General features: G+C 39.0%; 22 protein-coding genes, 1 pseudogene and 1 riboswitch. Of the genes and pseudogenes, 4 read left to right on the top strand and 19 right to left on the bottom strand.

Going from position 1 to position 26,871, the window contains the following annotated elements; translation table 11 throughout:
• Positions 1–196 precede the first annotated feature (196 nt).
• Positions 197–1,213, bottom strand: a complete 1,017-nt coding sequence (locus FLK20_RS17850) for a phosphotransferase (protein ID WP_152657949.1) — start codon at positions 1,211–1,213, stop codon at positions 197–199.
• A 334-nt stretch (positions 1,214–1,547) separates the two neighbouring features.
• On the bottom strand, positions 1,548–1,790 hold the full coding sequence (locus tag FLK20_RS17845; protein WP_152657948.1) for a hypothetical protein: 243 nt from the start codon (positions 1,788–1,790) through the stop codon (positions 1,548–1,550).
• Positions 1,791–1,898: 108 nt separating this feature from the next.
• On the opposite strand from FLK20_RS17845, the gene FLK20_RS17840 reads away from it, so the two are divergent.
• Together FLK20_RS17840 and FLK20_RS17835 are read left to right on the top strand one after the other, a co-directional pair.
• Positions 1,899–2,117 carry a helix-turn-helix domain-containing protein gene (locus FLK20_RS17840; protein WP_152657947.1) on the top strand — a complete coding sequence of 73 codons (219 nt, stop codon included), beginning with the start codon at positions 1,899–1,901 and terminating at the stop codon, positions 2,115–2,117.
• Between the two features lie 367 nt (positions 2,118–2,484).
• The gene (locus FLK20_RS17835; protein WP_152657946.1) at positions 2,485–3,114 is read left to right on the top strand and encodes an N-acetylmuramoyl-L-alanine amidase family protein; all 630 of its coding nucleotides are present in this window, start codon (positions 2,485–2,487) and stop codon (positions 3,112–3,114) included.
• A gap of 339 nt (positions 3,115–3,453) precedes the next feature.
• Here FLK20_RS17835 and FLK20_RS17830 read toward each other — a convergent pair whose 3' ends face one another.
• The 10 genes and pseudogenes from FLK20_RS17830 to sodA form a co-directional block, all read right to left on the bottom strand.
• On the bottom strand, positions 3,454–4,299 hold the full coding sequence (locus FLK20_RS17830; RefSeq protein WP_152657945.1) for a hypothetical protein: 846 nt from the start codon (positions 4,297–4,299) through the stop codon (positions 3,454–3,456).
• 277 nt (positions 4,300–4,576) lie between these two features.
• Entirely contained in the window at positions 4,577–6,112 is a 1,536-nt protein-coding gene (guaA, locus tag FLK20_RS17825; protein ID WP_152657953.1) for a glutamine-hydrolyzing GMP synthase, read from the bottom strand.
• A gap of 154 nt (positions 6,113–6,266) precedes the next feature.
• Positions 6,267–6,368: riboswitch (purine riboswitch) on the bottom strand.
• A gap of 83 nt (positions 6,369–6,451) precedes the next feature.
• Positions 6,452–8,656: a DUF4129 domain-containing transglutaminase family protein gene (locus FLK20_RS17820; protein WP_152657944.1), complete on the bottom strand. Its 2,205-nt coding sequence runs from the start codon at positions 8,654–8,656 to the stop codon at positions 6,452–6,454.
• Positions 8,653–9,921, bottom strand: a complete 1,269-nt coding sequence (locus FLK20_RS17815; RefSeq protein ID WP_152657943.1) for a DUF58 domain-containing protein — start codon at positions 9,919–9,921, stop codon at positions 8,653–8,655. The genes FLK20_RS17820 and FLK20_RS17815 overlap by 4 nt, the downstream gene beginning before the upstream one ends.
• Positions 9,918–10,883: an AAA family ATPase gene (locus tag FLK20_RS17810; protein WP_370453209.1), complete on the bottom strand. Its 966-nt coding sequence runs from the start codon at positions 10,881–10,883 to the stop codon at positions 9,918–9,920. The genes FLK20_RS17815 and FLK20_RS17810 overlap by 4 nt, the downstream gene beginning before the upstream one ends.
• Positions 10,884–11,369: 486 nt before the next feature.
• Positions 11,370–11,930 carry a histidine phosphatase family protein gene (locus FLK20_RS17805; RefSeq protein ID WP_152657942.1) on the bottom strand — a complete coding sequence of 187 codons (561 nt, stop codon included), beginning with the start codon at positions 11,928–11,930 and terminating at the stop codon, positions 11,370–11,372.
• 431 nt (positions 11,931–12,361) lie between these two features.
• The gene (locus tag FLK20_RS17800; protein ID WP_152657941.1) at positions 12,362–13,366 is read right to left on the bottom strand and encodes an aldo/keto reductase; all 1,005 of its coding nucleotides are present in this window, start codon (positions 13,364–13,366) and stop codon (positions 12,362–12,364) included.
• Positions 13,367–13,644: 278 nt separating this feature from the next.
• Positions 13,645–13,779 (bottom strand): annotated as a pseudogene (locus FLK20_RS21985) (DapH/DapD/GlmU-related protein); the annotation flags it as partial.
• Between the two features lie 95 nt (positions 13,780–13,874).
• The gene (locus FLK20_RS21980; protein ID WP_227995121.1) at positions 13,875–14,201 is read right to left on the bottom strand and encodes an LbetaH domain-containing protein; all 327 of its coding nucleotides are present in this window, start codon (positions 14,199–14,201) and stop codon (positions 13,875–13,877) included.
• A 220-nt stretch (positions 14,202–14,421) separates the two neighbouring features.
• On the bottom strand, positions 14,422–15,033 hold the full coding sequence (sodA, locus tag FLK20_RS17790; protein ID WP_152657940.1) for a superoxide dismutase SodA: 612 nt from the start codon (positions 15,031–15,033) through the stop codon (positions 14,422–14,424).
• A 277-nt stretch (positions 15,034–15,310) separates the two neighbouring features.
• Here sodA and FLK20_RS17785 point away from each other — a divergent pair, with 277 nt between their 5' ends.
• Both FLK20_RS17785 and FLK20_RS17780 read left to right on the top strand, forming a co-directional pair.
• The gene (locus tag FLK20_RS17785; RefSeq protein ID WP_152657939.1) at positions 15,311–16,294 is read left to right on the top strand and encodes an NAD(P)/FAD-dependent oxidoreductase; all 984 of its coding nucleotides are present in this window, start codon (positions 15,311–15,313) and stop codon (positions 16,292–16,294) included.
• 112 nt (positions 16,295–16,406) lie between these two features.
• Positions 16,407–16,964 carry an NADPH-dependent FMN reductase gene (locus FLK20_RS17780; protein ID WP_152657938.1) on the top strand — a complete coding sequence of 186 codons (558 nt, stop codon included), beginning with the start codon at positions 16,407–16,409 and terminating at the stop codon, positions 16,962–16,964.
• 191 nt (positions 16,965–17,155) lie between these two features.
• On the opposite strand, the gene FLK20_RS17775 is transcribed toward FLK20_RS17780, so the two are convergent.
• The 7 genes from FLK20_RS17775 to FLK20_RS17745 form a co-directional block, all read right to left on the bottom strand.
• Positions 17,156–17,803, bottom strand: a complete 648-nt coding sequence (locus FLK20_RS17775) for a helix-turn-helix transcriptional regulator (RefSeq protein ID WP_152657937.1) — start codon at positions 17,801–17,803, stop codon at positions 17,156–17,158.
• Between the two features lie 326 nt (positions 17,804–18,129).
• On the bottom strand, positions 18,130–19,335 hold the full coding sequence (locus FLK20_RS17770) for a cystathionine gamma-synthase family protein (protein ID WP_152657936.1): 1,206 nt from the start codon (positions 19,333–19,335) through the stop codon (positions 18,130–18,132).
• Positions 19,336–19,370: 35 nt separating this feature from the next.
• Positions 19,371–20,591 carry a M24 family metallopeptidase gene (locus tag FLK20_RS17765; protein ID WP_152657935.1) on the bottom strand — a complete coding sequence of 407 codons (1,221 nt, stop codon included), beginning with the start codon at positions 20,589–20,591 and terminating at the stop codon, positions 19,371–19,373.
• 195 nt (positions 20,592–20,786) lie between these two features.
• On the bottom strand, positions 20,787–21,380 hold the full coding sequence (locus tag FLK20_RS17760) for a PepSY domain-containing protein (protein ID WP_152657934.1): 594 nt from the start codon (positions 21,378–21,380) through the stop codon (positions 20,787–20,789).
• A gap of 237 nt (positions 21,381–21,617) precedes the next feature.
• Positions 21,618–23,288: a PucR family transcriptional regulator gene (locus FLK20_RS17755; protein WP_152657933.1), complete on the bottom strand. Its 1,671-nt coding sequence runs from the start codon at positions 23,286–23,288 to the stop codon at positions 21,618–21,620.
• A 141-nt stretch (positions 23,289–23,429) separates the two neighbouring features.
• A complete protein-coding gene (locus FLK20_RS17750; RefSeq protein ID WP_152657932.1) occupies positions 23,430–24,923 on the bottom strand; it encodes an amidase in 1,494 nt (497 codons plus the stop codon).
• 63 nt (positions 24,924–24,986) lie between these two features.
• Positions 24,987–26,210, bottom strand: coding sequence for a M20/M25/M40 family metallo-hydrolase (locus FLK20_RS17745; protein WP_194165672.1), 1,224 nt, complete (start codon positions 26,208–26,210; stop codon positions 24,987–24,989).
• Between the last annotated feature and the right edge of the window lie 661 nt (positions 26,211–26,871).

Here is a 26,871-nt window from a genome sequence, read left to right as displayed (position 1 = left end):
TCAAATCAAGTTAGCCTTTTATTCCCACTCAATAGGTATCATCATTAGTTACAGACACAAAGATTGATTTAACAGTATTTTATCGCGTGAAAAGTAGTTAAATCTTTGGAATTGTCCCCAAACTATCCCCGCCCTTATTCTTAAATAATAAGTGATGCTCAATTCGATTTGCTACATTTACAGTATGGAAACTGAATTAAGACATTAATGTGAAAACCTTACGTTCAAAGTTAATTATTTCCTCATGTTTGTATTCAAACGCAATATTGTCTGTATCATTAAGAATAAAATTTAGGAAAAAGAGACAAAAATAAGATTGTCTAAACTCTGGTTGAAACTTTAGATGAAAAATAGCGAAAAGACTTGTTAGCCCTTCGTCAAATTCCCCTGCTATATACCTCTTATAATAGAAATAATTATGATGTACGTCTAATTCGTTCCAAATAAATTTGAAAAAATCGTAGAAGAAAACATATTTACCTGCAGTCTCCCAATCGATATACCACAAAGTTCTCTCCCCTGCTTCATCGTTTAAAAGAATATTATCAGACCACAAATCGCCATGTAAGTTGATAAACGGCAAATTCAGAGAAAATAATTCCGGGGCAACTTTTTCTATTATTTTTTCAAACTGATGGATATGAATCACATTTGAGCTTCTGTCTAATAAGCTATTCAAAGTTTGATAATCAATCTTTGTATGAAGAGTTAGATAACTGAAATAGCTACGATAATCATCATATATTGTTTTTAAAATGAATGCTTCATCGTTATCTGTTTTATCTTCAAAATGAATGAATGCTTCCGTCAACATATTATGCTTAGCGTCTTGACTGATTAATGCAGGAATACGGAAGAAAGATGAAAAATAAGTATAGTTTGCTATTTTCCTTTGATAACTTTCTTTATCGGTACAAATGACAAGTATTTCATCATCTGAAAAAATTCTGATATCGCCATTAATACAGAACCATAAGATACTTCCATTAAAATACTTCTGTCTAGTATCTTCAATTTCCAGTGAAAGTTGATCTTCTTTTTTTGTATTTTTAAGATTATTAATCATAGGGTGACTGGTTTTTGCTGTGTTAAAAACAGTTCTAAGATCCTCATCAAAAGTATATAATCCGTTTTCTAAGTACGTACTCAGTTCTTTTATTTTGGCTTTTTTCTCCTGGACTACTTTATTATATTTTTTAAATTCTTTTGTCATCTATTATCTCCTAATCTTTCATTCTAAGATTCATTGAAATATGGCTTTCTCAGGCATTTCAGCATCTCATCCAAACTATTTCTTATTTCATTGTGTAAATGGACAATTTGACTTTTATAAAGTTTATTACTTAACAATCTGATCCTATTGAGGAATTATGTTTTCCATAAAAACGCACTTTGGACACATTGTAACCAAAGGTATAAAACGGTACAATTATTTTAAGAACCATCAAGCTTTTTATGGTGGTTATTTAATAATAATATAACTAAGTGCTTGTATATAAAATAAAAGCATTTTCTCTATGTTTTACAATCAAGTGTGAGACAACTTCCTAACCTCTGTGCTTAAAAGAAATTCCATCCAGCTTTCCAATACAATAAGTGATTCCTTCTTGCTCTTTTTCTAATAAATTAATCAGTTTAATTAATTCGGGAATAGCGTGTTCCACTGTATATAAATCATCAGAAATTAAATAATACGTAACAGCAACTAATCTTTCTTGCATTTCCGCAATGTATAATTTGTGATTCAATTCTTTTTCTAATATCTCTTGTGCCTCTGGATCAGTAATCATGAAATCTCTCCTTTTAATAAGATTAATTTGTACTTTTATAGGTACACTATTAATGCAATTATACTGTACGCTTTAAGGTACAGTCAATATAAAAGGAGGGATTTAACATTGAAAAAAGTACATTTGCAGCTAAATCAATTACTACATCGTCATGATTTATCCATCACACAGTTACATATTAAAACAGGCATCCGACGTGCAACGCTTAGTGAACTGGCAAGTGGCAAGCGTCAACGAATCCAATTAGAACACATAGATAAAATTGTAAGTGCATTAAATATTAAAGATATGAATGATTTATTCCGTATTGAAGAAGAGGATGAATAACATAAATAATTGAGTGGCACGAATTCTAAGATAGTTAAAATTCGCGCCATATGTTTTGTTCTACAATCATCCAATTAAAATCTTGATTGCTGACAGGATGCTCTTTCCACTTATAATAGCTGTTCAATTCAGATATAAAAAAATGGATTATAGAGAACTCTTACAAACCTACTCTCTAACAAGGAGTAAACGAAATTTCTATATCCTATCTTTTTACAATTTTTCAAACATATAGAAATATATTTTATCAATCTATCAACATATCGACCTGTCGGCAAATTTTTTGATGGAACCTAAAATGGTTGAATAGCTATATAGAAGGAGGAGATAGCATTATTCTTTCAAAACAAGTAAAACGGGACTTAAAATGTTTCTGTTTGTTTCTATCATTTGGGGAATTGCCCTAACAAGTATAACCATTTCCCATAATGTAGTAGAAGCAGCAAACACGCGCATTTATATCGATCCAGGACATGGCGGATCTGACCCAGGAGCATCAGCGAACGGTTTACAGGAAAAGGATATAATGTTGGAAATCGCCTTGAAAACCAGAGACATTTTAAATGAGCAGTATAGCGGTCACACGATTAAGCTTTCTCGAACGTCCGATGTTACCAAATCATTAAATGCGAGAACAAATGAAGCAAATAATTGGGGAGCTAACTTTTTTGTTTCCATACATATTAATGCAGGTAATCCTACAGGCTATGAATCTTTTACATGGAACGGAAGCTATGATAATAAGGAAAGAACGAACGCTACAAGAAAAACAATCCACAATGAAACAGTGGAACAAACAGGATTCACCGATCGCGGGGAAAAAGAAGCCAATTTACATGTTTTACGTGAATCGAGTTCACCAGCCACCTTAACGGAAAATGGGGTTATCGATAATGCAGAAGATGCAGATAAGCTGAAAAACGAAGCTTTTATAGAAGAAATAGCACAAGGACATGCGGAGGGAATAGCCAAAGGGCTTGGTTTACCTGCTAAGTAACCTTTGTCTGTTTTGTTATCCTAAGCAAAATTAGAGCAGATGGAAAAAATCAATAATGTTTGATGGAAATCGTACTGCTAATCTACTAATGAAGAGGGCAGTACGATTTATGTGTCCTTCAAGCATAGATTATACGTTTGATGGATTATTCAAGCTGATGTAAGGTCTTACAGCATGCAAAACATTCTGTCACTATTTAATCTTAAAATATTACATTTATATTCATGGCAAAATAAAAAGTTTAGTCATTGATAAGAAAAAAGTGATGGATTAATTTGTTATTTCAGCTAAAAAGAAACCTTGCTTAGGAAAATCATTACAGAGTTTCTTTTTTAATAGTTACTTATTAAACCAAATGCTTATACTATCTCTAATACTTTCCATTATAGGAGACAACAAGTCTTTCAAAGGATAGTAGAGAAATGAGCTTTGTAACAAAAGAAGTATAAAAAAGCACGATAAAGCTAAAGAAAAATAGCTTGATTTTGAATTCTCTCTAAAATTTTGGATTTTTCGAATAAAAGTTTTCTTAGGAAATTTGTTAAGAATTAAGCTAGTTAAAAATACAGTACCTACAATCCTTAATAATAGAACAATTCCGACATTAAACATTTCATCTTTATTCAGGCTACTCAATATTATTTTTACAGAATCAGTTAGCCAATCAATAAAAAAGCTAAATCCATTAACATTAAAGGGTTTAAATTGGCCTAGTAAATTTTTAAGCTGTTCCGGCATATATAATGCAAATAGGACTATTATAGAAAGGAAAACATGTTCAATAATGACAAAGAAAATTTCTTGCGATGTTAATCTATACTTTTTTGTTCGAGCAACATTTAAAAGTAGAGAAATAACAATTAAAACTGACAGAATAGCCACTATATAGGTATTAAATGTTAAAATAAACACAATTCCAATTATGAAGCATAAAATGCGTAAAAGCATTAAAACTACTTCGTTTTCTGAAGAATTAGAGTTATTATTAGAGTTTTTTGGAGGGATAATAACTGTTTTGGTAGTTTTAGAAATGTTAGTTGTATTTTTTTCATTTTTTATTTTAGCGGTGTTGTTATTCCCTTCAATATTAATAGTTGGTTTACTTGAACTGAAAAACAATGTTTTTATAGCTACAGCAATAGAGAATAAAACTCCTATAATTGTAATAATATCTTTTATTTCCATAAAAAGCTTAATCCTTTCATTTTTAATATATAGTTTATTTCGTTGTAAAGAGTACAAAAAAGTATGAGAAGCAATAACTTATGAGTCTTGATTCCATAGAGTAAAATTTCTAACTATCTTTATTTAACATCAACCTAGAACATCGTTATATTTTTTTCAAAATAAGACCCTGCTAAGAAAAATCTTGGCAGGGATTTATTTTTTAGTTTTTTAGTCTATTTCACGTTTCAATAAATGTTGTATAATAGCCTTTTTTACTTTAATTTATGTTAACAATTTACTCCCACTCTATCGTAGCTGGAGGCTTAGAGGTAACATCATAAACTACTCTGTTTATATTATCCACATCATTCACCAAACGAGTAGAAATCTTCTCCAACACATCCCAAGGGATCCGCGCCCAATCCGAAGTCATTCCATCAATTGAAGTTACCGCACGAATACCAATCGTATGTGCATACGTACGGGCATCTCCCATTACACCAACACTCTTAATGTTTGGAAGGACAGTGAAGTATTGCCAGATATCGCGGTCAAGACCAGCTTTTGCAATTTCCTCACGAAGGATTGCATCCGATTCACGAACGATTTCTAAATGCTCTTCTGTTACTTCACCGAGGATACGGATAGCGAGTCCTGGTCCCGGGAATGGCTGACGCCAAACGATGCGGTCAGGAATTCCAAGCTGCGAACCTAATTCACGTACCTCATCTTTAAATAATGTATTTAATGGTTCGATTAATTCAAATTGCATATCTTCCGGCAGGCCGCCTACATTGTGATGTGATTTGATGGTTTGTGCTGTTTCTGTACCACTCTCAATCACATCTGTGTATAGTGTTCCCTGTGCCAGGAAGTCAATATCCTTTAATTTGGCTGCTTCATCATCAAATACGTAGATGAATTCATTTCCGATGATTTTACGTTTTTGTTCCGGATCGGAAACACCTGCTAATTTAGATAAGAATCGGTCCTTTGCATCCACTTTGATAATGTTCATCTGGAAGTCTTCTGCAAAGACGTCCATGACATCATCTGCTTCATTTTTACGAAGAAGACCGTGATCAACGAAAATACAAGTCAGCTGGTCACCGATTGCTTTATGAATTAACGCTGCAACAACAGAAGAATCTACGCCGCCGCTTAATGCACAAAGTACTTTACGGTCGCCGACGGTTTCCTTGATTTTTTCTGTTTCCATTTCGATAAAGTTGGCAATTGTCCAGTCGCCTGTACATTTACATACATCGAAAACGAAGCTGTTTAATAAATCATTTCCATACTCGGAATGACGTACTTCCGGATGGAATTGTACTCCATACATCTGCTTATCTGTATCGCTGATTGCAGCAACTGGTGTGGACGGGCTTGTTGCATCTACCACGAAGGAAGGCGGTGCTGCTGTTACTTTATCGCCGTGGCTCATCCATACCGTCTGTTTTGTCGGCGTGTCTTTAAACAGAGCCGGGCTTTCATTTAATTCAATTAATGCTTTTCCATATTCGCGGTTTTTAGATGCTTCTACTTTTCCGCCAAAGTGCAGGGACATTAATTGCATGCCATAGCAAATTCCCAGGACAGGAATTCCCAAGTTAAAGATTTCCTCATCACAGCGGAAGCTGTCTTCGCCGTAAACGCTGTGCGGTCCGCCGGAAAGAATGATTCCTTTTGGATTCATTTCCTTAATTTCTGCAGCAGTTAATTTATGTGAATGAAGCTCACTGTACACACCGAACTCACGGATACGACGTGTAATTAATTGGTTATATTGACTGCCAAAATCTAAAACCAGTACTAATTCATTATTTTCCATAACTAGACTCCAATCTGTATCTTTTCTAAAGGATAGATGATGAACGATTCGTTCCTTTACCTTTGCTTCGCCTATTAAAAATCCCGGATTCACCTTTCTACTTCTGCAACTGACGCACAAAAAACATAGAAAGGCAGAATCCGGGAAGCATAAATGAACCTTCTTCTGCCTTCATAGTCGGATCATTTACGGTGATCCGGTAGAAACTTTCGAACCTTATTTTCGAGGATATACGAAAGGCATATTTAAAATGGATAATTTTTTCATTACGCAGAGGGATGCTCTTCCATCGTCCTCACAGTATTTCCTTTTTCATTCTACTAATTGATGCGCTCCGGGTCAAGGCATTATTTGATTGATTAAATTTTTCCATAATTGAATTATTTCTTCTCTGTCATCTGTCAACCCTTTGCTGTAAACCATCTGTTCATAGACTTTGGTCAGCTTGCTCATTTCCTCCGTATGGAGGTTCTCATCTATTCTTTGGGCATATTCTCTTAATGTTTCATCACTGCTGCGCGAATAGCCTGTTTTATGTGCCAGCTTTAACAGATAGAGATATGCTGTCTGGAATGCAGCTTCGTCAAAATGATGCTCCAGTTTCCTTTGTAAGAAAAAGATGCGTATCGCTCTTCTCTTTTTGTAAAGGACAAATAAAATCAGTAAAAGAATAATTCCTATTCCAATAAGAAGATAGAATGTTTGTACAGAATTTCCTGTATCTTCATCCGAAGCGGCTGTATCTCCGTCCTGCTCTTCGGCTTCATTGGTTCCTTCTTCCTCTTCTACCTCTTCATTCTGATCAAATTCTGGTGCTTCCAGCGCATCTTCTTCCTCCGTAACAGGTGTATCATTTTCATCCATATCGGTATGGAAATCAGCCATATTTGTGAATCCCTGTGTCGGCTCAAATGGTACCCAGCCTACCTCCGGAAAATATACCTCCACCCATGAATGAGCATTGCTGTTCGTAACCTGATTCACATGCGTTTCTTCCTCGAGATTCGAGTCTATCCTTTCACCGCTTGTAAATCCCTTCACCCATCTTGCCGGGATATCCTCAGACCGGAGCATGACAACCATTGCTGTCGAGAAGTTATCACAATAGCCTGCTTGTGTCTCAAATAAAAATTGATCCACATAGTCTTCCTCTTCTCCCGGAACCGGGATATCTGTTGTCTGATATTCAAAGTCATTTGCACTGAAATAACGCTCAATTGCCCGTGCTTTATCATACCTTGTCTCATATCCTGCTGTTATTTCTGCTGCTAAATCCCCCACTCTTTCCGGAAGATTATCCGGCAGCTGTGTATAACGGTTAGAAATCGATCTTGGCTCCTCTTCCGGACTATTTCGCAGAGCGTTAATATCAAAGGATGGATTCTCATAGTTTATTTCATAGGAACTTATAACGCTATTTTGGCCATTCCGTGTCGTTTCGATTGCTTCCAGGCTTTCATTCAGGTGAAAATCAATATTATCCTCCGCTGAAATAGAAGCAACCCCATAAGGATACACCAGCCTGGGTAAACGGCTGCTCCCGGTAAAATTGATTTCTGTATTTAATGAATCCGTATCCACACTGTCCTGAAAGGTTGTTAATGTAATCTGCCCATTTGCCTGGTCAAGCAGGCTTCTATCCTGAGATGTCTCCCAGCCCTTTCCTGTATAAACATCCTTTGTTTCAATCCGCCAATAGTGGTCTTCTTCCACCACAGCTTCGAAAAGAACGGTATTGTCCTGAGCAAAGGAGCCTCCTAATTGGGAATCATCTTCTCCATAGCCTACCCGCCCCATTCCTGATCCATCATCACCCCTCATATTACCTGCCGCATTTTCTAAAAACGGCACAGGGTCCGGCCATTGCGGGCCCGCTTTCGGTGCCTGATAGCCGATAAAGGTTACAACCGCCACTAGCAGAACAAGCGGGAGAAGCCAATATTTTAACCGCTCGGCAACAGAGATCGGAATACGTTTATTTTCAACCTCCTTACTCAGGCTCGACATTCCAAGCGCAATAAAAGAAATAACGAAAATACGTACAATTGCGGCTGCACCTTCATATACAGTAAATGTATCTAAAATTCCAATATATACAAAGGTCAAAATAATAAATAAGATAATGTTCTTCATTCTGACAAACCAATAATAAAGCAGATAGCTCATCAGCCAAATAAGAAGCAGGAATAACAGACTTCTGAAAAAGGTAGTGAGCATATACCATTGTCCGGAAAACATCAGCCCAATATTATAAGTTATTTCCTGCAAGGTTTCTGCGATCCATTGCAGATCTAAAAAGCTTGTTTCAAAGTAAAGCAGGTGAACAATCAACAGCAAACCGAAGCCCTTTACAGGAAAACTGACCAGCCAATGTAACTGAAAATAGGAAATGAAAAAGCAATATAGTGCAAATAAAATAAACACGCCAATGCTTGTTTCCGAAATATCCTCAAGCGGATAAAGCCATTCTAAGAAAAGGCAAAATCCTGCAATATATAATAGAAGTGTATGCAGCGTTTTTGTTTGTGTCGGGTTTCTGGTCATTTAAATATCACCTCAACAGGGTCCGTTGCAAGCTGCTCCAGACTTAATTCCTGCACAGCTATACCTGAGAAACGGAGCGGCTCCAGCATATGCTTTTCCTCTTCAGACAGAAGTTTTCCAGGATGGATATAAAGGACGGATAAATGCTTCATACGCTGCTTTACCTCCTGAATGGTCTGTACGACATGAGAATCCATCGATGTTACAATGAGAAAAATAATATCTGCTTGATGGAAGCGAACCATTTCTTCACGGAATCGCATCGAAAAATCCCCCTGTTCTTCCGGTCTCGCAGTCAAAAGATAATCCTTCACCAGCTCTATTTGCTGCTCATGATGTCCTAATTCAAATAAATGCGCCTTCTTCCCAATAGAAACAAAGCTTGTCTGATAGTCTTTCTTTTCCAGCTGCTCCATAAGAGATAAACTCATTTCAATCGAAGCTTCATAGATTAGCTGATTTTTCTTCTGATGCATAAAACTATCATGAACCAGCAGAATATCCATGCTTTTCTCCCGGTCAAATTCCTTTGTCATCATCGTTTGCTTTCTCGCTGTCTGCTTCCAGTCAATCCATGTAAAACGATCACCCGGAGCATATTCTCTGACACCTGAGGCAATCGTTGTATGCATTTGCTGTAATTGATTGGATACAACGCCCCCCTGTTCATAGCTTGTGAGATCGCTCATGAAACGGATATCATGTACATATGGATAGACAACAAATCTATTTTCGACCTGAAAATCACGGCTTTTCTTGATAAAACCAAATATTTCTCCCGTTTGAATCGTTACTTTATCCAATACATGCTCTCCACGCGGCAGAGATTGCAGGGAGTAGCTGAATGTGAAATGTCTGCGAAAGAGAGGAAACAACATGCGTATCAGCCTGCGGGAGACCGTCATTTGTTCTGACATTTGGGAAGAATGATATTTCGCCTTCTTCGTATCTTCCTTCATTAAAGACGGAGGAAATTTTTCTTCAAAAGTACAATATAATAAGGGAAAAGGAAGATTCCGTTTCATATGTACCTTCACTACGATTTCATCACCGGCTTGCCGGACCGGGTTCTCAATTTCCCGGTAAACCTGCCATGCACGCAAGGGATAGCAAGCAAAGAGAAGCTGGTATACCCCAATTGGCAGGTAGCCATAAAATAAAAACCAGCTTACAAATCCCCCTTGAAACATCGCGTAGCAGAAGAGAATAATCATCAATGCCAACACACCGACACTGCGAAAAAGGACACGGAGATTTTCCTTCATTCTGCCAGACCTTTCTTAATCGGGATATGGGCAGACTGAATAATCGAATCAATCACTGCTTCATTTGATTTCCCCTGATAACGTGCTTCTGCTGTCAAATTAATTCGATGAGCCAACACAAAGGGAGCCAAATACTTTACATCATCCGGGATGACATAATCTCTGTCCTCAATATACGCATATGCCTTCGAAGCTTCCATTAAGGCAAGTGACCCTCTTGGACTTACTCCTAAATAAATCGAGCTGTGTGCTCTGGTACGAGTGACTATATTCAGAATGTATTGCTGAATCGTTTCATCTATATAAACATTTTTCGCTTCTTCCTGTGCCAACAGCAGCTCATCCTGCGACATCACTGCTTGAATTTCTTCGATGGGATGATGGTTTCTATTTCTCGACAGCATTTCTAATTCATCATTATAGGTCGGATAGCCCATACGCAGTTTTAATAGAAAACGGTCCAGCTGTGCTTCCGGCAAAGGATAGGTTCCCTCATATTCAATTGGGTTTTGCGTTGCCATCACAAAGAAGGGACTTTTCAACCGTCGTGTCTTCCCATCCACCGTGACACTTTTTTCTTCCATCGCTTCCAGTAATGCCGACTGGGTCTTTGGCGATGTCCGATTAATTTCATCTGCTAACAGAATATTTCCAAAAACGGGACCTTCCCGAAACTCAAATTCTAATTCCTTCGGGTTATAGATAGATACGCCTGTCACATCCGATGGAAGTAAGTCCGGTGTAAATTGAATTCTAGTAAAATCACAATTTACCGATTTTGCCAACGTACGGACCAGCATGGTTTTCCCTACACCGGGAACATCCTCTAATAAGACATGCCCTTCTGTTAGTAATGCCACCAGACTAAGCTTGATAATTTCCTCTTTACCGAAAATAACGTTATTGACATTATTTAAAACGTCTTGAATCTGACTGCTTTCTAATACCTTCTCCTGTTCCATCATCACCCTCCTTATCTGCCTGAACCTTTCTATCATTTATGTTACTATAACAGGTCCAATATTTAAACGAATTGCTTTTTTAAATTAGTTATCTTTTATTATTGACAAATTACTCTATGAATATTCAGCAGCTCTCTTTCCACTGTGATAATGAAACTTCACAAGATAAAGTAGACTTCATGTCAACGAATAACTCCGTCTGTTTTTTAACCTATATTCTGTTCACGGACATATAGTGGCGTAATCCTAAAAAAGCAGCCGGGGTTCCTCTTCCCTGACTGCTCCTATCCTGATATACTATGAAAATTCTTTATTACTTTACCTACCATAACGTTAGCGGCTGCTTGGAGAGAGGCTCCGGATACACAGCATCGATTTGCTTTAAATCCTGCTCTGTTAATGAAATACCCGCTGCTTTCTATGTTTGCTCCACTATTGAATGGAAGTGAAACACCAAAGAAGTGATTAAGGAAAATCAGCTGGTTCCTATACAGGTCTAATTGAATCGACTAAAGTAAAGGTTTGTTCCTCTGTATCAAATTCATACTTAAATATACAGCAATTGGTGAAACCTTTATTTAGTTCTTCGGTTGCGTCCATCCACTTGCGCATAAAATGCAAACAGGCACCTGCATGGGATACAACCAACACGGATTGATGTCCATCTTTATTCATAATATCCAAACAGCTTTCTACCACTCTGTCTTTGACTTGTTCTCTCGATTCCCCACCATATTGAAGAAAAAAAGTGCTTTTATCTTTCGGATTTAAGTCCTCGCTTTCTCCTTCAAATACACCAAAATTCATTTCCTTCAAACCCTTTAATCGTTTATAAGGTAAATCCGTAATCAATTCCAATGTATCGCAGCATCTTTCCGAAGTGGAACTGTATGCTTCGTCGAGGGTAATATCACGAAAGTACCCGCTTGCTATTTGCGCTTGCTTTATTCCTTCTTCTGTCAAGGGTGAGTCACACGCTCCTTGAATTTTCCTGCGTATATTAAAAAGCGTCTGACCGTGTCGCATCATATACATCGTTTTTTTCATTTTTATCCCTGCTCCCCGACATTATTTTGATTAGTTATAGCGCGTGTTCAAAAAGCCAGATAAAAAAGAACCAGTCGGTTAAAGTCGCAACGTCCTAACGCCGACACTAGCACGTCCTGGAATTGGGACTGAGACTGGGACTGCGATTATTCGCCCCACCGAAGAGCTTTTGGGACTGCGGTTACTCGTCCCATCGAAAACCATTGCGATTACTCACCCCACCAAAAACATTTGTGCGTCGAATGTTCAAGGCGACGTATTTTTTACGAATGAACTTTCACAAGCTGCTCCGACTTCTATGCTGCTCACACGATGTGAGTGTTCTTAGCAGAAGGTCCTTTTTAGCACTTTGTCCTTTTATTGGACTTTTTGTACATTCTCTGTAAAGTGAATTTTATTAATGATTCTATTAGCTTCCCACTCAAAGTTATTTAATAGTTACTTTTGGGATTAGAAAGAGCTCCAACTACTGGATGAGGAATATATAATTCTTCCAGATAATGCATCTCCATAGGCGCTAACTTAATATCCAGTGCGGCTACTGAGCTTTCAATATGGCTTTCTTTTTGTGCACCGATGATTGGAGCAACCACTTGGTCCTGATTGAGAAGCCAGGCTAACGCAACTTTATCTTTTGTTGTATGACGATTTTTTGCTACTTCACCCAAACGTTTCACAATACCATAATCCGATTCCATCATCGTATCATACTTGGATTGTTGTACAGTGTCTGTTTCAGAGCGAAATGTCGTTTGAGACCAATCACGTGTCAATCTCCCTGAAGCAAGTGGACTATACGGCGTAATTGCTATTTTCTCATCCTGGCAAAACGGAATCATTTCACGTTCCTCTTCCCGATAGATTAAATTATAATGATTTTGCATCGAAACAAATTTCGTCCAGCCATTTCGCTCTGCCACCCGTTGTGCTTTTTGAAATTGCCAAGCATACATGGCACTGGCTCCGATATAACGTGCTTTACCGGATTTGACCACGTCATGCAGTGCTTCCATTGTTTCTTCAATTGGCGTATCGTAGTCCCAACGATGAATAATATATAAATCTACATAATCTGTCTCAAGGCGTTCTAAACTATGATCTATTTCACTCATGATTACTTTTCGGGATAAACCTCCCCCATTCGGACGATTAGGACGCATGGTCTGGTGAACTTTGGTAGCAAGAACAATATCATCACGGTTTGCGTAATCTTTTAAAGCTTTACCAAGAATCCTTTCACTTTCCCCCATGGAATAGATATTGGCAGTATCAAAGAAATTAATACCTAAATCGATTGCTTTTTTTATGACGGGCCGGCTTTTTTCTTCATCTAAAACCCACTTATGAATCCACTTTTCGGGATCACCAAATCCCATTGCTCCTAAACAGATACGTGATACATCTAAACCGGTATTACCGAACTTTACATATTCCATTAAAAACATCCTCCTTTTGGTTAAGAATATACACTTTTTCTAATGATTGCTAATAATTCTATTTCGAATAACCTTTGTTATCTTCTATACGTGTCAGAATAGTAGAAACCTCTTCATTTTTAAATAGAGTAAAGTATCCAATCAACACTTCAATAGAAATCCCTGCTATACGTATTTGACAAGAAATTTTAGACTAACTTGTTCATAATATCAAATCGTATCCGCTTTTCTGTAAGCTAAAATAATAGTGATCACTTTATTTTATCCTCTACATTTGCTATAAATTTTGCTGGATTCCCGCCAACAATCGTATCCGGTGCAACATCCCTGGTAACGACTGATCCAGCGGCAACGACTGCATTTTCACCAACAGTAACACCTGGAAGAATCGTCGAATGCGAACCAATCCACGTTCTTTTTTTCAATTCAATCGGTTTTAGATACATCGTTCCCCTGTTTAAAGGATTAAAATCATGATTTATGGTTGCAAAAACAACATTATGACCGATTAAGCTTTCGTCTCCAATGATGATTTTCCCTTGGTCCTGGAACTTACATCCAGCATTAATGAATACATTTGCCCTATTTTAATGTTCTTTCCAAAATCTGATATGAAGGGTACAAATAAAGAAAAGCCTTCATCCAATTCCTGTCCAATAATTTCAGACACCTGCTGCCTGATCTCTTCACTTGTATACACACCATTATTCAATTGTGCGCATAAGCGTCTTGTTTCACTTGATACCGCGACCATTGCCTTATTCACATCTGAACCGCCATGAATGACACCTTCTGTCTCCATTTTTGATAGAAGCTCTTCCAAATTCATATTCATCGATCCTTTCCAACTGTATTTTTACATTCATCTTACTGTTCGGGTTTATTTCCATAGTATCTATGTTCCCAATCACCGATATTAAAAACAGTATTCCGTTCTTTATCAAAGTTTAATAATGAACAAATTATTTCAAGGGAAATACATATTTTCACACTTTCTCAGCACAAAAAAAGTTCACAGATATAAGCATATACCTGCAAACTTTTTTCTTTATCACTTATTTCGCAGCTTCGTAATTACTAGCTACTTTATCCCAGCTTACTACATTCCAGAATGCAGAAATATATTCCGGGCGTCTGTTTTGATAGTTAAGATAGTATGCATGCTCCCATACATCCAATCCTAGTAATGGTGTCTTCCCTTCTGTTAATGGGGAATCCTGGTTTGGCGTGCTTGTAATTTCAAGCTCACCATTATTTAATACGAGCCATGCCCAGCCTGAACCGAAGCGTCCTGCTGCTGCCGCTGCAAAATCTTCTTTAAATTGATCGAAGGAGCCGAATTTGCTGTTGATTTTATCAGCCAGCTCTCCTGTTGGCTCGCCGCCGCCATTTGGAGATAGTAACGTCCAGAAAAAGCTGTGGTTAGCATGTCCGCCGCCGTTGTTGCGTACTGCCGTACGAATGCTTTCCGGAACGGCATCCAGATCAGCCACAAGCGCATCAATGGATTTGTTCTGCAGATCTTCATGTCCTTCCAGTGCATCATTTAATTTCGTCACGTAGGTGTTGTGATGCTTCGTATGATGAATGTTCATTGTTTCTTTGTCGATCGATGGTTCCAATGCATCGTATGCGTAAGGTAGTTCTGGTAATTCAAATTTTGCCATGTGTAACTCCTCCTAAATATATTTTAATAATTTTCAGTTTATATGATTTTATATACTTTTTCAACCCATAAGTATAAATATATTTTTTACGCTTTTTAATCTTTGCTATAGCCTTGACTTTAAAATTCACTATTATTATACTTTTAGGTATAAAAAGTGTAATAACATGGTTTTTATTTGAGATTTCTACAAATAAAGCTACTCATTTTTTTATCGCCATGTAACTGATTGTATGCAGCAAATCCTATAACATTTCATTAAAGAAAAGAGGTATTGTATGGTGAAAGTTTTTGATGTAACCATTATTGGAGCTGGACCGACCGGATTATTTACTGCCTTTTACGGGGGGATGCGCCAGGTAAGTGTAAAGATCATTGAAAGCCTGCCTCACATTGGCGGACAGTTAACAGCGCTTTATCCGGAAAAATATATTTATGATGTTGCCGGGTTCCCAAAAATACGGGCGCAGGAGCTTATCAATCAATTGGAAGAACAAGCAAGGATGTTTGACCCTGAAATTGTACTCGGGCAGTCTGTCGAAACCGTAGAGCGTTTAGACGATCATACATTTCGCCTTATTTCCAATACAGGGGAAGAGCATTTAACGAAAACAATGATTATCACAGCCGGTAACGGTGCTTTTCAACCAAGAAAATTAAATGTTGGCGATAGCGAGGCATTTGAAGGCACAAATCTGCATTATTATGTACAGGATATGAATAAATACAAAGATAAGCATGTAGCGATTCTAGGCGGTGGAGATTCTGCCGTAGACTGGGCACTCATGCTGGAAAAAGTTGCTGCAAAGGTTACATTAATTCATCGCAGAGATCAATTTCGTGCGCATGAACACAGTGTCCATCAATTACATACATCCAGCATTGAAAAGCTTACTCCATTTGCTCCAACAGCAATTGTTGCCAAAAATCGTATTGAAAAGCTCCTTCTGCAGGAGGTAAAGGGCAAAGAGCTGATCGAGCTGGAGATAGACGATATTATTTGTAACTATGGCTTTATATCGAGCCTTGGCTCCATTAAAAACTGGGGATTAGCAATCGAACGAAACAGTATTGTTGTGAATTCCAAAATGGAAACCAACATCCCCGGCATCTATGCAGCCGGTGATATTTGTACGTATGATGGTAAAGTAAAATTAATCGCTACAGGATTCGGCGAGGGCCCGACAGCGATTAATAATGCCAAAAATTATATAGATCCAAAAGCACGAATTCAGCCAAAGCATTCGACAGCTATATTTTGAAAATAAGCAATGATGCTTCTGCGTCTGCATTTAATCATGACGAAACCAGATATAACAAATTGTAATCCTATATAAGAATAGCAAGCTAACAAATAATGGAGGAGGATGCTCTATGAAAATAGTTGGAATCTCCGGCTCCACAGTCGGGTCAAAAACAAGGATTGCTGTCGAACAGGCTTTACATTATATGCAACAGGAATATACAGAAGTAGATTTAGAGCTTATTGATTTAAAAGAATACGATGTCGTATTTAGTGACGGTCGTCCATATCAGGATTATACGGGCGATACCAATATTTTATTGAAAAAAATCATGCAGGCAGATGGGCTTTTAATTGGCATGCCTGTTTTTCAAGCCTCGATACCGGGAACACTGAAAAATATTTTTGACCTGTTGCCCGTAGACGCATTTCAACATAAAATCGTTGGTATTTTGGCGACAGCAGGTACTGCAAAGCATTATTTAGTTCCCGAGCAGCATTTAAAACCAATCCTCGATTATATGCATGCCTGGGTGCTTCCTAAATATGTGTTTATGGAAGAAAGTGATTATACAAATAATATTATCGTAAACCAAAATATAATTAACCGTATCTCGAAACTATCTGATGAGCTGGTTTACTATGTTGATGTTGTACAAAAGCACGCAGGGATTACTCCTTTTGTTTAAAGGATATATTCTTATTGCGCCTGGATTTTTAGACACAGCTAAAAATCCAGCTACTTTCTAACATGCTGCTCAAAATGAAGCTTCCCCCCATGAATACCCTGGAAAGAAAAAAGGATTGGTTCTGTACAATCACACAGAATTCAATCCTTTACCAGGCAACTTCCATTGAGCCTAACCCTATCCATATTCCTTTATGCTTCTTCCCGTGTCTGCTTAAAATCAACCAAAAACTTGCAATAATTATCTCCATCGCTCTTACAGCAGACCCTTTTTACATTATCTGTTTCCAATACATTTTTAAACATTTGTGTCTCACAATTGCAGGCTGCTTTGAATTCGCTGGCTACGGCCAGAATCGGGCAATTATACTCGATTAATTCATAGGTATTTTCATCAATTTGCGATAATTTTGTCATATAGCCTTTTTCCGTTTGAATATTTGAAAGCTCATTTATTTTATCATGATTCGATTTTTGCTCGATTCTGTTCATGTATTCTTTTGTCAGCCGCAGCTCTCTTCTTTTAAAAAGATCGCGAATTGCTTCCTCTCCATACATATCTTCAATATCGTACAGAAATTCAACACTGATCCCTTCGTAGTTTTTAGGAAAAAGCCGCTCCCCTTTTTCTGTCAACGAATATATTTGCGAAGGTCTTCCCACCGGCTGCTTCACTTCTTTACGGATAATTAAACCGTCCCGCTCTAATATACTAAGATGCTTTCTTATCGCCATATGCGTCATATCTAATAAATCTGTCAAATCGCTGACAGCTAATGATTTTTCCTTTTTCAGATAATCAAGGATCTTATCCTTCGTTGTTTTTTGTGTCATATTCATATGCTGAATACCTCACTTTAAAGAATTCATATTGTAGTAGTTAATTATACTATACCACTGCTGTAATTAAAACGATACCGTATTGTCGGCTGCATAGTTATTTATAGAAAAGCTTCACATCTGTCTAGACTTTTCTGCTCCACTATCACATATGGATAAAAAGATCCCAAACTCCATTTTCCTACCCTGTTTCCAGGAGAATGCAACGATAACAGCAAAGTATGTCATACATGGCAAGAGAATATTTGTGGTTATTAGATAAAAAAAGAAAAAATTGGGCGAAAGAGACGCAGCCAATTTTTTCTTTTTATTCTTTACATTGGGTGTCAAGAAGATAATTTTTCTGTTTTTACAGTATGCAAGGCTTGCTCAAAATCACTGATAATATCATCGATAGCTTCAATGCCGCATGAAACACGGATAAGTCCTTCAGGAATACCAAGCGCTGCTCGTTCTTCCGGTGTGCATTCAACGTGGCTGGTTGTTCTTGCCGGTCCCACCGTTGTTTCCACTGCTCCCAGATTCGCAGCCCGATGTGCATATTGCAGCTTGGGAAGAACTTTACGGACTGTATCTATCCCTCCTTTTACGGAAAAGCTCAGCATCCCTCCAAAATCGTCCATTTGCTTCCTGGCGATGTCATGATTTGGATGTTCTGGTAATCCAGGATAAAATACATCTTCTACTATATCCTGCTTTTGCAGGTATAATGCCAGCTCCATCGCATTTTTACATTGTTCCCGGACGCGCAGATGCAATGTTTTCATACCACGTAATACGAGATAAGCTGCCATTGGGTCCATCGTTGCACCATTTATTTCCCGATAATGGTAAATCGGTCCAATAAGCTCCTTCTTCCCGCAAACCACACCGCCTAAAGCATCAGCATGCCCCCCAAGAAACTTTGTCGCACTGTGAATAACAAGGTCAGCACCCAATGTCAGCGGACGTTGATTCATTGGTGTCGCAAACGTATTATCAACAACCACCAATGCTCCAGCCTCTTTGCCAATCACGGCCATTCTTTCTATATCTGTTATTTTTACGGTTGGATTGGTCGGTGTCTCTAAATATAAAATCTTGCACCCCTTTTTTATCTCCTGTTCCATTTCCTCCATATTTCCAGTTTCACATAGATGGACATCAATTTGCTGCCGCGGCAGAAACTCTGAAAATATTTTATTGGTTCCGCCATAGGTATCCTTAATGGAAACAATACGATCACCGGGGACTAAAAAAGCAGCTAGCGTATTACTGATGGCTGCCATTCCTGTTGAAAAGCTCGTTGCCGCTTCTGCCCCTTCCATTTCCTTGATTTTATCCTCAAAGGATTGTACGGTTGGATTGGTATTCCGTCCATAAATATGGCCCGATTTTTTCCCTGTGGCCACCTCATACCATTCATCGATATCATCATAGTTATAGGCGACACTTAAAACAACTGGTACTTGTGTTGCTCCATGGACCAGATAATCTGCTTCTCCTGCCCAAACAGTTTTTGTCGCTAACTTCATTTCCTTCTTATGCGTCATCTTGTTTCAGCCTCCTCTAATTTCTTAGCTATTTCTCAGTCAGCAGGATCATCATTTTTAGCTTCTCCTATATCTATCGATGCCATTTGCCCCTTTACATGCAGTTCTCTCGGCATCTGGACAAATGTCTCGCAGCCTGCTTCAGTCACATAGATCGATTCGCTGACTTCAAAGCTTTCCCCTTCAGACCAGATGGCAGGAATCAGATGAAAGGTCATGTTGGGTCGAAGAATTGTTTTATCTCCTGTTCGGATGCTCGCTGTATGCTCTCCCCAGTCCGGCGGATAATTCAATCCCATCGAATAACCAAGACGGGACTCTTTGAACAAACCATATTTCTCTACAGCCTTGCGCCATACAACCTCAATCTCCTCACAGGTGACTCCCGGTTTAATAAAATCAAGACAGGCATGCAATCCTTCCAAAACAATCGATGATAAATCTTGCATAGCTGCAGAAGGCTGCCCTATTTGAACAGTGCGCGCAATAGGAGCATGGTAACGCTGATAACAGCCGGACAGCTCCAGAATAACTGTTTCATTCGACTGATAGGGCTGATCCGTCCATGTTAAATGAGGTGTTGAGGTGCGCTCCCCGGCTGGAAGCAGTGGCACAATCGCCGGGTAATCCCCGCCAAAATGCGGTGTTCCCCGAAATTGTGCATAACTGATTTGTGCAGCCACATCACAGCCTCTGACACCTTCATTCACCAATTCGATCCCTGCCTGCATCGCTTGTTCAGAAATTATTGCAGCACGCTGCATCATGGCTAATTCCACAGGCGATTTCTCGATACGCAGCCAATTGACTAATAAAGTTGCATCCTTAAACCGCGCATCCGGCATACCTTTTGTTAATCTGGCAAAACACTTTGCTGTAAAATAGTAACTATCCATTTCTACACCAATATGACAGGTACTTAAGCCGATTTCTTTTAAAATTGCTGCGATAAAATCCATTGGATGCGTTATCATTGAATGCACATACGTATCTGGATAGGCAATAATATGTTCTTCATGCAGCCACGTTGTTACCTTTGCAGCGTTGGCGTCTGCAGTTCTCCCTATCCATATCGGCTGCTCCTCCTCATCAATGACAACAAGCATCTGATCCACATAAAATGACCAGCCATCAAATCCTGTTAAATAATACATATTTGCCGGATCGGTAATCAATAAAACTTCGAGTTCCTGCTTTGCCATACTCTCCTTCGTCTTTGCCAAACGCTCCCGATACTCCTCCAGTTTCACTTTCATACAAACAGCCCCTTATCATCCTTATGCTTTTTGAAAATGAACTTCTGTGACTTGACTACCCTTTCTATATAAGTTCATTATATATTCCCACTATTCTATAAATCATCTGACAATATGTATGAAAGAAACAACGCTTTTTTATACAACGAGGAAAATAAAAAAAGAAGGCTGGTTCGCCCTCTTTTTTTATTTTCCTCAATCATCTTCATAATCCACTTCTAAGGAAAGGATATCTCCGGTTTCTCCGTGGATGTCAAATTCTGCTTCCTGGTTTCCATTCACAAGCTCCAGCTCATAAACATATCTGCCATCATCATCATCTAATTCTATATCGACTACTTCTCCATCAAATTCCTGTTTTGCAATGTTAATGGCTTCCTCTTGCGCTATAACATTACGCTTATTGTCCGTGTTCTTATTTTCTACGGATGCTTCTGGCTGCTCGCCTTCCAGATGTCTGTCATCATCATTGCGATCGTCATCGTCCACTTCTTCATAGACAATCTCTCCTGATTCCGCATCCATTTTTACATCATATTCTTTGCTTTCCACAAAAATTTCTGCTTCATAATATAATTTATTTCCTTCTTTATCCAGCTCTAATTCTTTAATCTTTCCCTGATATTCTTCTTCCAGCTTTTTGGTAGCTTCCTCCATTTTCAGGGTTCCTGTTTCAACAATTTGCAGATTCTCTTCATTTGAGCTCGATGCTTCCGCATGATAAATTCCTGTACCGACCACTCCTGCTAATGCAACTGCTCCTGCAATCATTCCAATTTTTTTGTTCATTTGTTTTTCCTCCTTATTTGTTATTAACTACATCTTACCCCGCAATCATGACAGTACCATTGGAGTAAGATTAGAATTTCATGAGAAATAAATAGGATGAGAAAAAACGCTAACGTGTCTTCTCAGAGGCTGGAAGCCAGAGGTCGGATTGGATAAAATCGGCGAAATAGCCGATTTCTTTATTTACACTTTAAAAAAGCATGATCTACCACCACGCGGATCATACTTCTTCCTCTATTATTTATTCATTTCCCAGGTTTTCATACTTAACTCTAATAAAAATAAATGATTAGAGTCATGCAGGGATAAACCTGTCAAGGCTTCAATTTTTCGAAGCCGATATAATAATGATTGACGGTGAAGGCTGAGATGCTTTGCTGTTTTACTGACATTGCCCCGGTATTGCTGGTAAGCAATAAACGTTTCGATCAAATTGATTTTCCTTTCTTCTTGATAGGCCAGCAACGGATCTAATATATTCTCTCTAAGCATACCTATTTCCGGAATGTCCGGAAGCTGTAATAATATTCGCTCCAGCACCGCCTCCTCATACCATGTGCGCTGATTCCCTTTCTTTTCTCCAATGTGCACGGCTTGCTTCGCTTCTATGTATGTCTTATGAAAATCAGCAAATGTCTGTACTCTGCCGCTAATTCCCCATCGTAATGTTACTTCAGGAAAGAAATGCTTGAGGCGGCGGTCAACCAAATCCAGAAAATCGGTTGCATGCTGATAATCCGTCTGGTGTTCGATATGCAGATAGATTAAAAATGCTTCTTCTATATGTGTTATCATCGCTTCCTGTTTTAAAGCCTGCGCCGCATACACCAGTTCTTCCTCTAAATAGCGGAGCATGGCCCTCTCCCAGGGCTTATAAGATCCTAAAGCCTTGTTCCTGTGTTCATAAATTTCCTGCAGCTTCTCCGGCTGGGCAATAATACATACATAAGAGCGTTGAACAGCATACCCCAAAGGGCTTGCACGCAATGAAGCCTCCTCCGCATTACGAAATCTTCCTTTAGCCAGCTCCTCGACAAAATCACTGCGCAATTTATTTTCGGTTGCTTCCACTGCATTTTTTTTGGACAGCCACAGCGCAATCGTTGTAGCGGCATGCTCCAATATTTGACTATATTTATTTAAAAAGGGCTCGTAAGCAGCTTTATCTGGAAGCTCGATAAATAAATATCCCTGTGCTGCTCCGGTTACTTGCAAAATAGGAATTTGTATCAGTTCTTTATTTAAGAAGGCGACTAAATCAAATTTTTTCATATACGGATCTCGTATAAATTGATCCAGATGAATGGTCACTTCCTCTTGAAAAGCCTGCTGCCATTTTTCCTGTGCTTCCTTTGAATATTGTTCTAAATCATAGAGACGGTAATGCTGATCCGTCAGATACACATCCGCAGCTACCTGCATTTGAATAAAGGCAAGAATTTCATGGAGCCGTTTTTCTTCCAGGATAAATTGCAGAAAATCCTGCTGCATTTTCACATGCTGGATCATTTCCGTATTTTTTCTTTGTGCTAATTCATCCAGTACCATCTCCACAATATTTGCAAAACGCACCTCCCAAGGAATACGAATAAGGCTAAATTGACGGGCTTCTGCCACAGCTTTTACTTCAGGAGGTATATCGTCAATATGCCGGCCTGTTGCAATCACTAAAGCACTTGCCTCTGCCTGCATAACATCTTCTACAAATCGCTGAAAGGCATCCAAATCATCTTTACAGCCAAGTGCTGTTGTCAGAACAAGCTCATTTTTTCGGACAAAATTTTCTACAGGCATTTCAATGACAGAGACCCACTGAATATTCTTATCAGCAAGGGTTGATGCTCCTGTTTCCACAACAGCCTGTGCAAATAATTCCTTTTGCAAAATATCCTGAACAGTAATCTTCATTTGGACCCTCCTTCAGCTCTTCTTTTATTCTATTTACGGTACTTTTTCATTATTCTAACAGAAAGCTGGTGCGGAATGGAACCAGAAAAATCCCTCTTGGAAGCTGCTTTTCTCTGTCAGCTTCCAAGAGGGATAAAAGAACTAACCTTGAAAATAAGGATTCCCGTGCATTCCCTTCCATAAGTCGCTTTGCTCTGTTTCGTGAGCAAGCTGCAGGAGGCGATGCTCCTCCCCTTTTCCTGCCATGACCTGGACGCCGATTGGCAATCCATTCTCTGTCAGATAAAGAGGCAGAGAAATAGCAGGCTGTCCGGTTAAATTAGCAAGCTGTGTAAAAGGTGTATACGTTAAGCTTGGTAAAAACATCTCATAAATAATATCCTGCTTATCCTTTTCAGCGGCTATTCTTTCCTTAAACTCCTGTTCTTTTCGGTCTGTCATGGTCAGCTCTCCAACTTTTGGAGCGTGGAAAGCGGTTGCTGGAGAGATATAAAAATCATATGTCTGATGAAAGCTGGACATCGCTTCTGCTGCCCGATCCCATGCTGCCAGGCTATCTGAATAATCCGCTGCTGTTAAGGTTTTTCCAGCCTGATGAAGCAGCCATGATTCGATTTCCATATCCTCTGCCGTCAAGTCAACTCCCATTGCTTTCTCCAGTCCCCGAACAACAGCATTCATTTCGCCGCTGTTCATGACATAGTAATCCCGCATTAATTGCACACCGTCATTTGGCGTCTGCCTTTCCTCCACGATATGCCCATTCTGTTCCAAATAACGGACAAATTGCAGCACTGCTTTTTTCGCATCGTCAGAGATCGGCGTACCTACTGGGGATTCCGTACTGAAAGCAATCCGCAGCTGCTTGGGAAGCTTTTCAGAAAAGGTATGCCGATACCCCTTTTCATATAACGGCGTCTGAAAGGCTGCATGAGGCTCTACTACCTGTAATTGATCGAGCAGCACTGCACAATCGCGAACCGTTTTTGTCAATACAAAATTAATAGATGCTCCCTGCCACTGTCTGCCAGCTCCCGGACCTACTGGTGTTCGGCCCCGTGTCGGCTTTAACCCGACCAATCCGCTGAAGGATGCAGGTATCCGAATTGATCCGCCACCATCACTAGCTCCGGCGACAGGAATAACTCCGGCAGCAATTGCAGCTGCCGCTCCTCCGCTTGAGCCGCCTGGTGAATAAGCCGGATTCCAAGGGTTTCTCGTTGGACCGTATAGCTTTGGCTCCGTAATATTTTTCAAACCAAACTCAGGGCTGTTTGTATGCCCCATAAATAAAAATCCCGCTTCCCGAAATTTTTTAACAAAATAATTATCGTGCTGCTCCACTTGATTTTGCAAAAGCCTTGAGCCTGAGGTTAATTTTTCTCCTTCAATAGACTGGGATATATTTTTCATTAAAATCGGTACACCTGAAAAAGCAGCATCCCTGACAGGGAAATGACCTGCTTCCTTTTTTACTGCTTCCTCCCGGTGATGTGTTATCATGTTTAATGCAGGATTCACATGATGCAGCCGCTTAAAAGCAATATCCACTAATTCAGATGGGTGGACCTCTTTCCGACGAATAAGCTCTGCCAGACCTGTTGCATCATAGTTTTTATATTCATCAAACTGCACCTAACTCCTCCTTTTACCGTTAAAAAATGTTGAAAGTGATACCTGTCCAAAACGAATATATCGTTATTCTTCCTTGATAAGTATTGGTGTTGTCAATTTTTCAATCCCAACCAGACTAAGAATAAGTAAAAAATGCTTTTGCACAGCAAGATAAGCATCTGCAGGATCAAACCATTCATTTAAGGTATGTGCCCCGCCGGCTTTTCCGCCTAAACCAGAAGTAATCGATGGAATTCCGAGACTCATTGGATAGTTCGCATCTGTACTGCTGGGCTGACCATATATTGGTTTCTTCCCGACACACTTAATTGCTTCTGCCAATGCCTGGACAATTGGAGCTTTATCACTTTGGGCTGCCGGTGGACGATTCCCGAATTTCTCAACTGTCACTGTCATCGAATCCTTTCCCCAGCGCTCATTTTCTTTACGGCATGCTTCCGCTACAATATTATTGAATTTTTTATCAAGAACGATTAATTCCTCCATAGCATTTGACCGCAAATCTACTTCCATCGATGCCTGTTCAGAAATCGCATTGACAGAGGAGCCGCCTGCAATCGGCCCGACCGAAAAAGTTGTTTTTGGATCTGCCTTCGTTTCCAAATCTGCGATTGCCGCTATCGCTCTTCCTAAAGCATGGGTTGCACTTGGCGTTCCAAAATCTCCAAAGCTGTGCCCACCTTTTCCTTGGAAGGTAACACGATACCGGAAGCTTCCTGTTCCTAAATAAGTCATTGTCTCTAGGCTGGAACCATCAATAGAAATATAACCATCCGCTTTATTTTCATTAAAATATGCTTTTACACCGCGTAAATCGCCAGCGCCTTCTTCACCGACTGTTCCGCCAATGATAATATCACCGATGGTTTGCAGCTCAGAAGCTTGAAGCGCCCGGACAACAGCCAGTACCTCTGCCAATCCCCTCGTATCATCTCCAATACCAGGTGCAAAAAGCTTGCCATCCTTTTCTTTTACAGTGGTATCTGTTCCCTCTGGAAAAACCGTATCTAAATGAGCAGAAACAACCAATACCGGTCCATTTCCCGTACCGCTCCGTTTCCCAAATACGTTTCCTTCCTCATCCATATGTACATCTTCTAAATCATAATCTTCTAATAGCTTTTTAAATGCTTCCGCCCGCTTCTCTTCTTTAAAAGGAGGCGCAGGAATTTCTGTCAGCATAATCTGCTGCTCCCGGGTAAGTTGATCCTCCGCTTTGATTTGCTGCAATGTTTTTTGTACACGTGCGTTTGCATGAATCTTCTGCATTTGTTCTGAAATCGTCATCAGACTTCTCCTCCAATATCTTTATCTATTTTGTTTTGCTTTATGGACTGCTGATACTACTTTATTTTAGCGTATTTATCATATGAACGATACAGCATAAACTCCTAAGAAAGATTCAGTCAAGATCTTGCCGTTATTTAAAAATAAAGTTAGAAAACAAAATATATCGTGCTGACACGGATTTTAAGTTCATAAAAGTACCTTTGAAATAAAGATTTTATGAACCAAATCAACTACATGAAGCATTAGGATTTATAACTAGTAAATTAACAATCAAGAAAGACTGAAAAATATGAACAACACTTTTCCTTCATTTCATTAATAATAGATTGTTTGAATGGTTGTAGTTGACATGTTTCCTAAGAGCTTAACTAGCCCCTCTTACTTTAAATAAGCTATTCATTCCTATACCCAGCCTTATAAGGTCTTTTTACCATTCCGTCTTCTTACACATAAGATGCAAAAAACAGATGACTATCCAAAATAATAGTCATCTGCTACACCATATCTTAACTTTCCCCTTCTACTACCAATTATGCTGGCTTGTGCCATTCCTTCTTCTGTTAGTTGTATTAAATCATGGCTTACCATGCCTCACGATATAGATAACTAACTCATCCTGCTTCTCTGTTAATTCCTTTAAAAGCTGCAGCGACTTTAT

The sequence above is a fragment of the Oceanobacillus sp. CFH 90083 genome, from assembly GCF_009389585.1.
Lineage (GTDB): Bacteria > Bacillota > Bacilli > Bacillales > Amphibacillaceae > Oceanobacillus.
Note: the sequence above shows the minus strand (reverse complement) of the source record. Positions and strands in the feature narration are given on the sequence as shown.

Excerpts from the sequence above, each read along its gene's own strand:
- sodA (WP_152657940.1), bottom strand. The coding sequence starts at position 15,033 with ATGGCAAAATTTGAATTACCAGAACTACCTTACGCATACGATGCATTG.
- guaA (WP_152657953.1), bottom strand. The coding sequence starts at position 6,112 with ATGGAAAATAATGAATTAGTACTGGTTTTAGATTTTGGCAGTCAATAT.
- FLK20_RS17780 (WP_152657938.1), top strand. The coding sequence starts at position 16,407 with ATGAAAATAGTTGGAATCTCCGGCTCCACAGTCGGGTCAAAAACAAGG.
- FLK20_RS17820 (WP_152657944.1), bottom strand. The coding sequence starts at position 8,656 with ATGACCAGAAACCCGACACAAACAAAAACGCTGCATACACTTCTATTA.
- FLK20_RS17810 (WP_370453209.1), bottom strand. The coding sequence starts at position 10,883 with ATGGAACAGGAGAAGGTATTAGAAAGCAGTCAGATTCAAGACGTTTTA.
- FLK20_RS17805 (WP_152657942.1), bottom strand. The coding sequence starts at position 11,930 with ATGAAAAAAACGATGTATATGATGCGACACGGTCAGACGCTTTTTAAT.
- FLK20_RS17775 (WP_152657937.1), bottom strand. The coding sequence starts at position 17,803 with ATGAATATGACACAAAAAACAACGAAGGATAAGATCCTTGATTATCTG.
- FLK20_RS17830 (WP_152657945.1), bottom strand. The coding sequence starts at position 4,299 with ATGGAAATAAAAGATATTATTACAATTATAGGAGTTTTATTCTCTATT.
- FLK20_RS17850 (WP_152657949.1), bottom strand. The coding sequence starts at position 1,213 with ATGACAAAAGAATTTAAAAAATATAATAAAGTAGTCCAGGAGAAAAAA.
- FLK20_RS21980 (WP_227995121.1), bottom strand. The coding sequence starts at position 14,201 with ATGAATATGAATTTGGAAGAGCTTCTATCAAAAATGGAGACAGAAGGT.
- FLK20_RS17815 (WP_152657943.1), bottom strand. The coding sequence starts at position 9,921 with ATGAAGGAAAATCTCCGTGTCCTTTTTCGCAGTGTCGGTGTGTTGGCA.
- FLK20_RS17760 (WP_152657934.1), bottom strand. The coding sequence starts at position 21,380 with ATGAACAAAAAAATTGGAATGATTGCAGGAGCAGTTGCATTAGCAGGA.
- FLK20_RS17785 (WP_152657939.1), top strand. The coding sequence starts at position 15,311 with ATGGTGAAAGTTTTTGATGTAACCATTATTGGAGCTGGACCGACCGGA.
- FLK20_RS17765 (WP_152657935.1), bottom strand. The coding sequence starts at position 20,591 with ATGAAAGTGAAACTGGAGGAGTATCGGGAGCGTTTGGCAAAGACGAAG.
- FLK20_RS17800 (WP_152657941.1), bottom strand. The coding sequence starts at position 13,366 with ATGGAATATGTAAAGTTCGGTAATACCGGTTTAGATGTATCACGTATC.
- FLK20_RS17845 (WP_152657948.1), bottom strand. The coding sequence starts at position 1,790 with ATGATTACTGATCCAGAGGCACAAGAGATATTAGAAAAAGAATTGAAT.
- FLK20_RS17745 (WP_194165672.1), bottom strand. The coding sequence starts at position 26,210 with ATGACGATTTCAGAACAAATGCAGAAGATTCATGCAAACGCACGTGTA.
- FLK20_RS17755 (WP_152657933.1), bottom strand. The coding sequence starts at position 23,288 with ATGAAGATTACTGTTCAGGATATTTTGCAAAAGGAATTATTTGCACAG.
- FLK20_RS17835 (WP_152657946.1), top strand. The coding sequence starts at position 2,485 with ATGTTTCTGTTTGTTTCTATCATTTGGGGAATTGCCCTAACAAGTATA.
- FLK20_RS17770 (WP_152657936.1), bottom strand. The coding sequence starts at position 19,335 with ATGACGCATAAGAAGGAAATGAAGTTAGCGACAAAAACTGTTTGGGCA.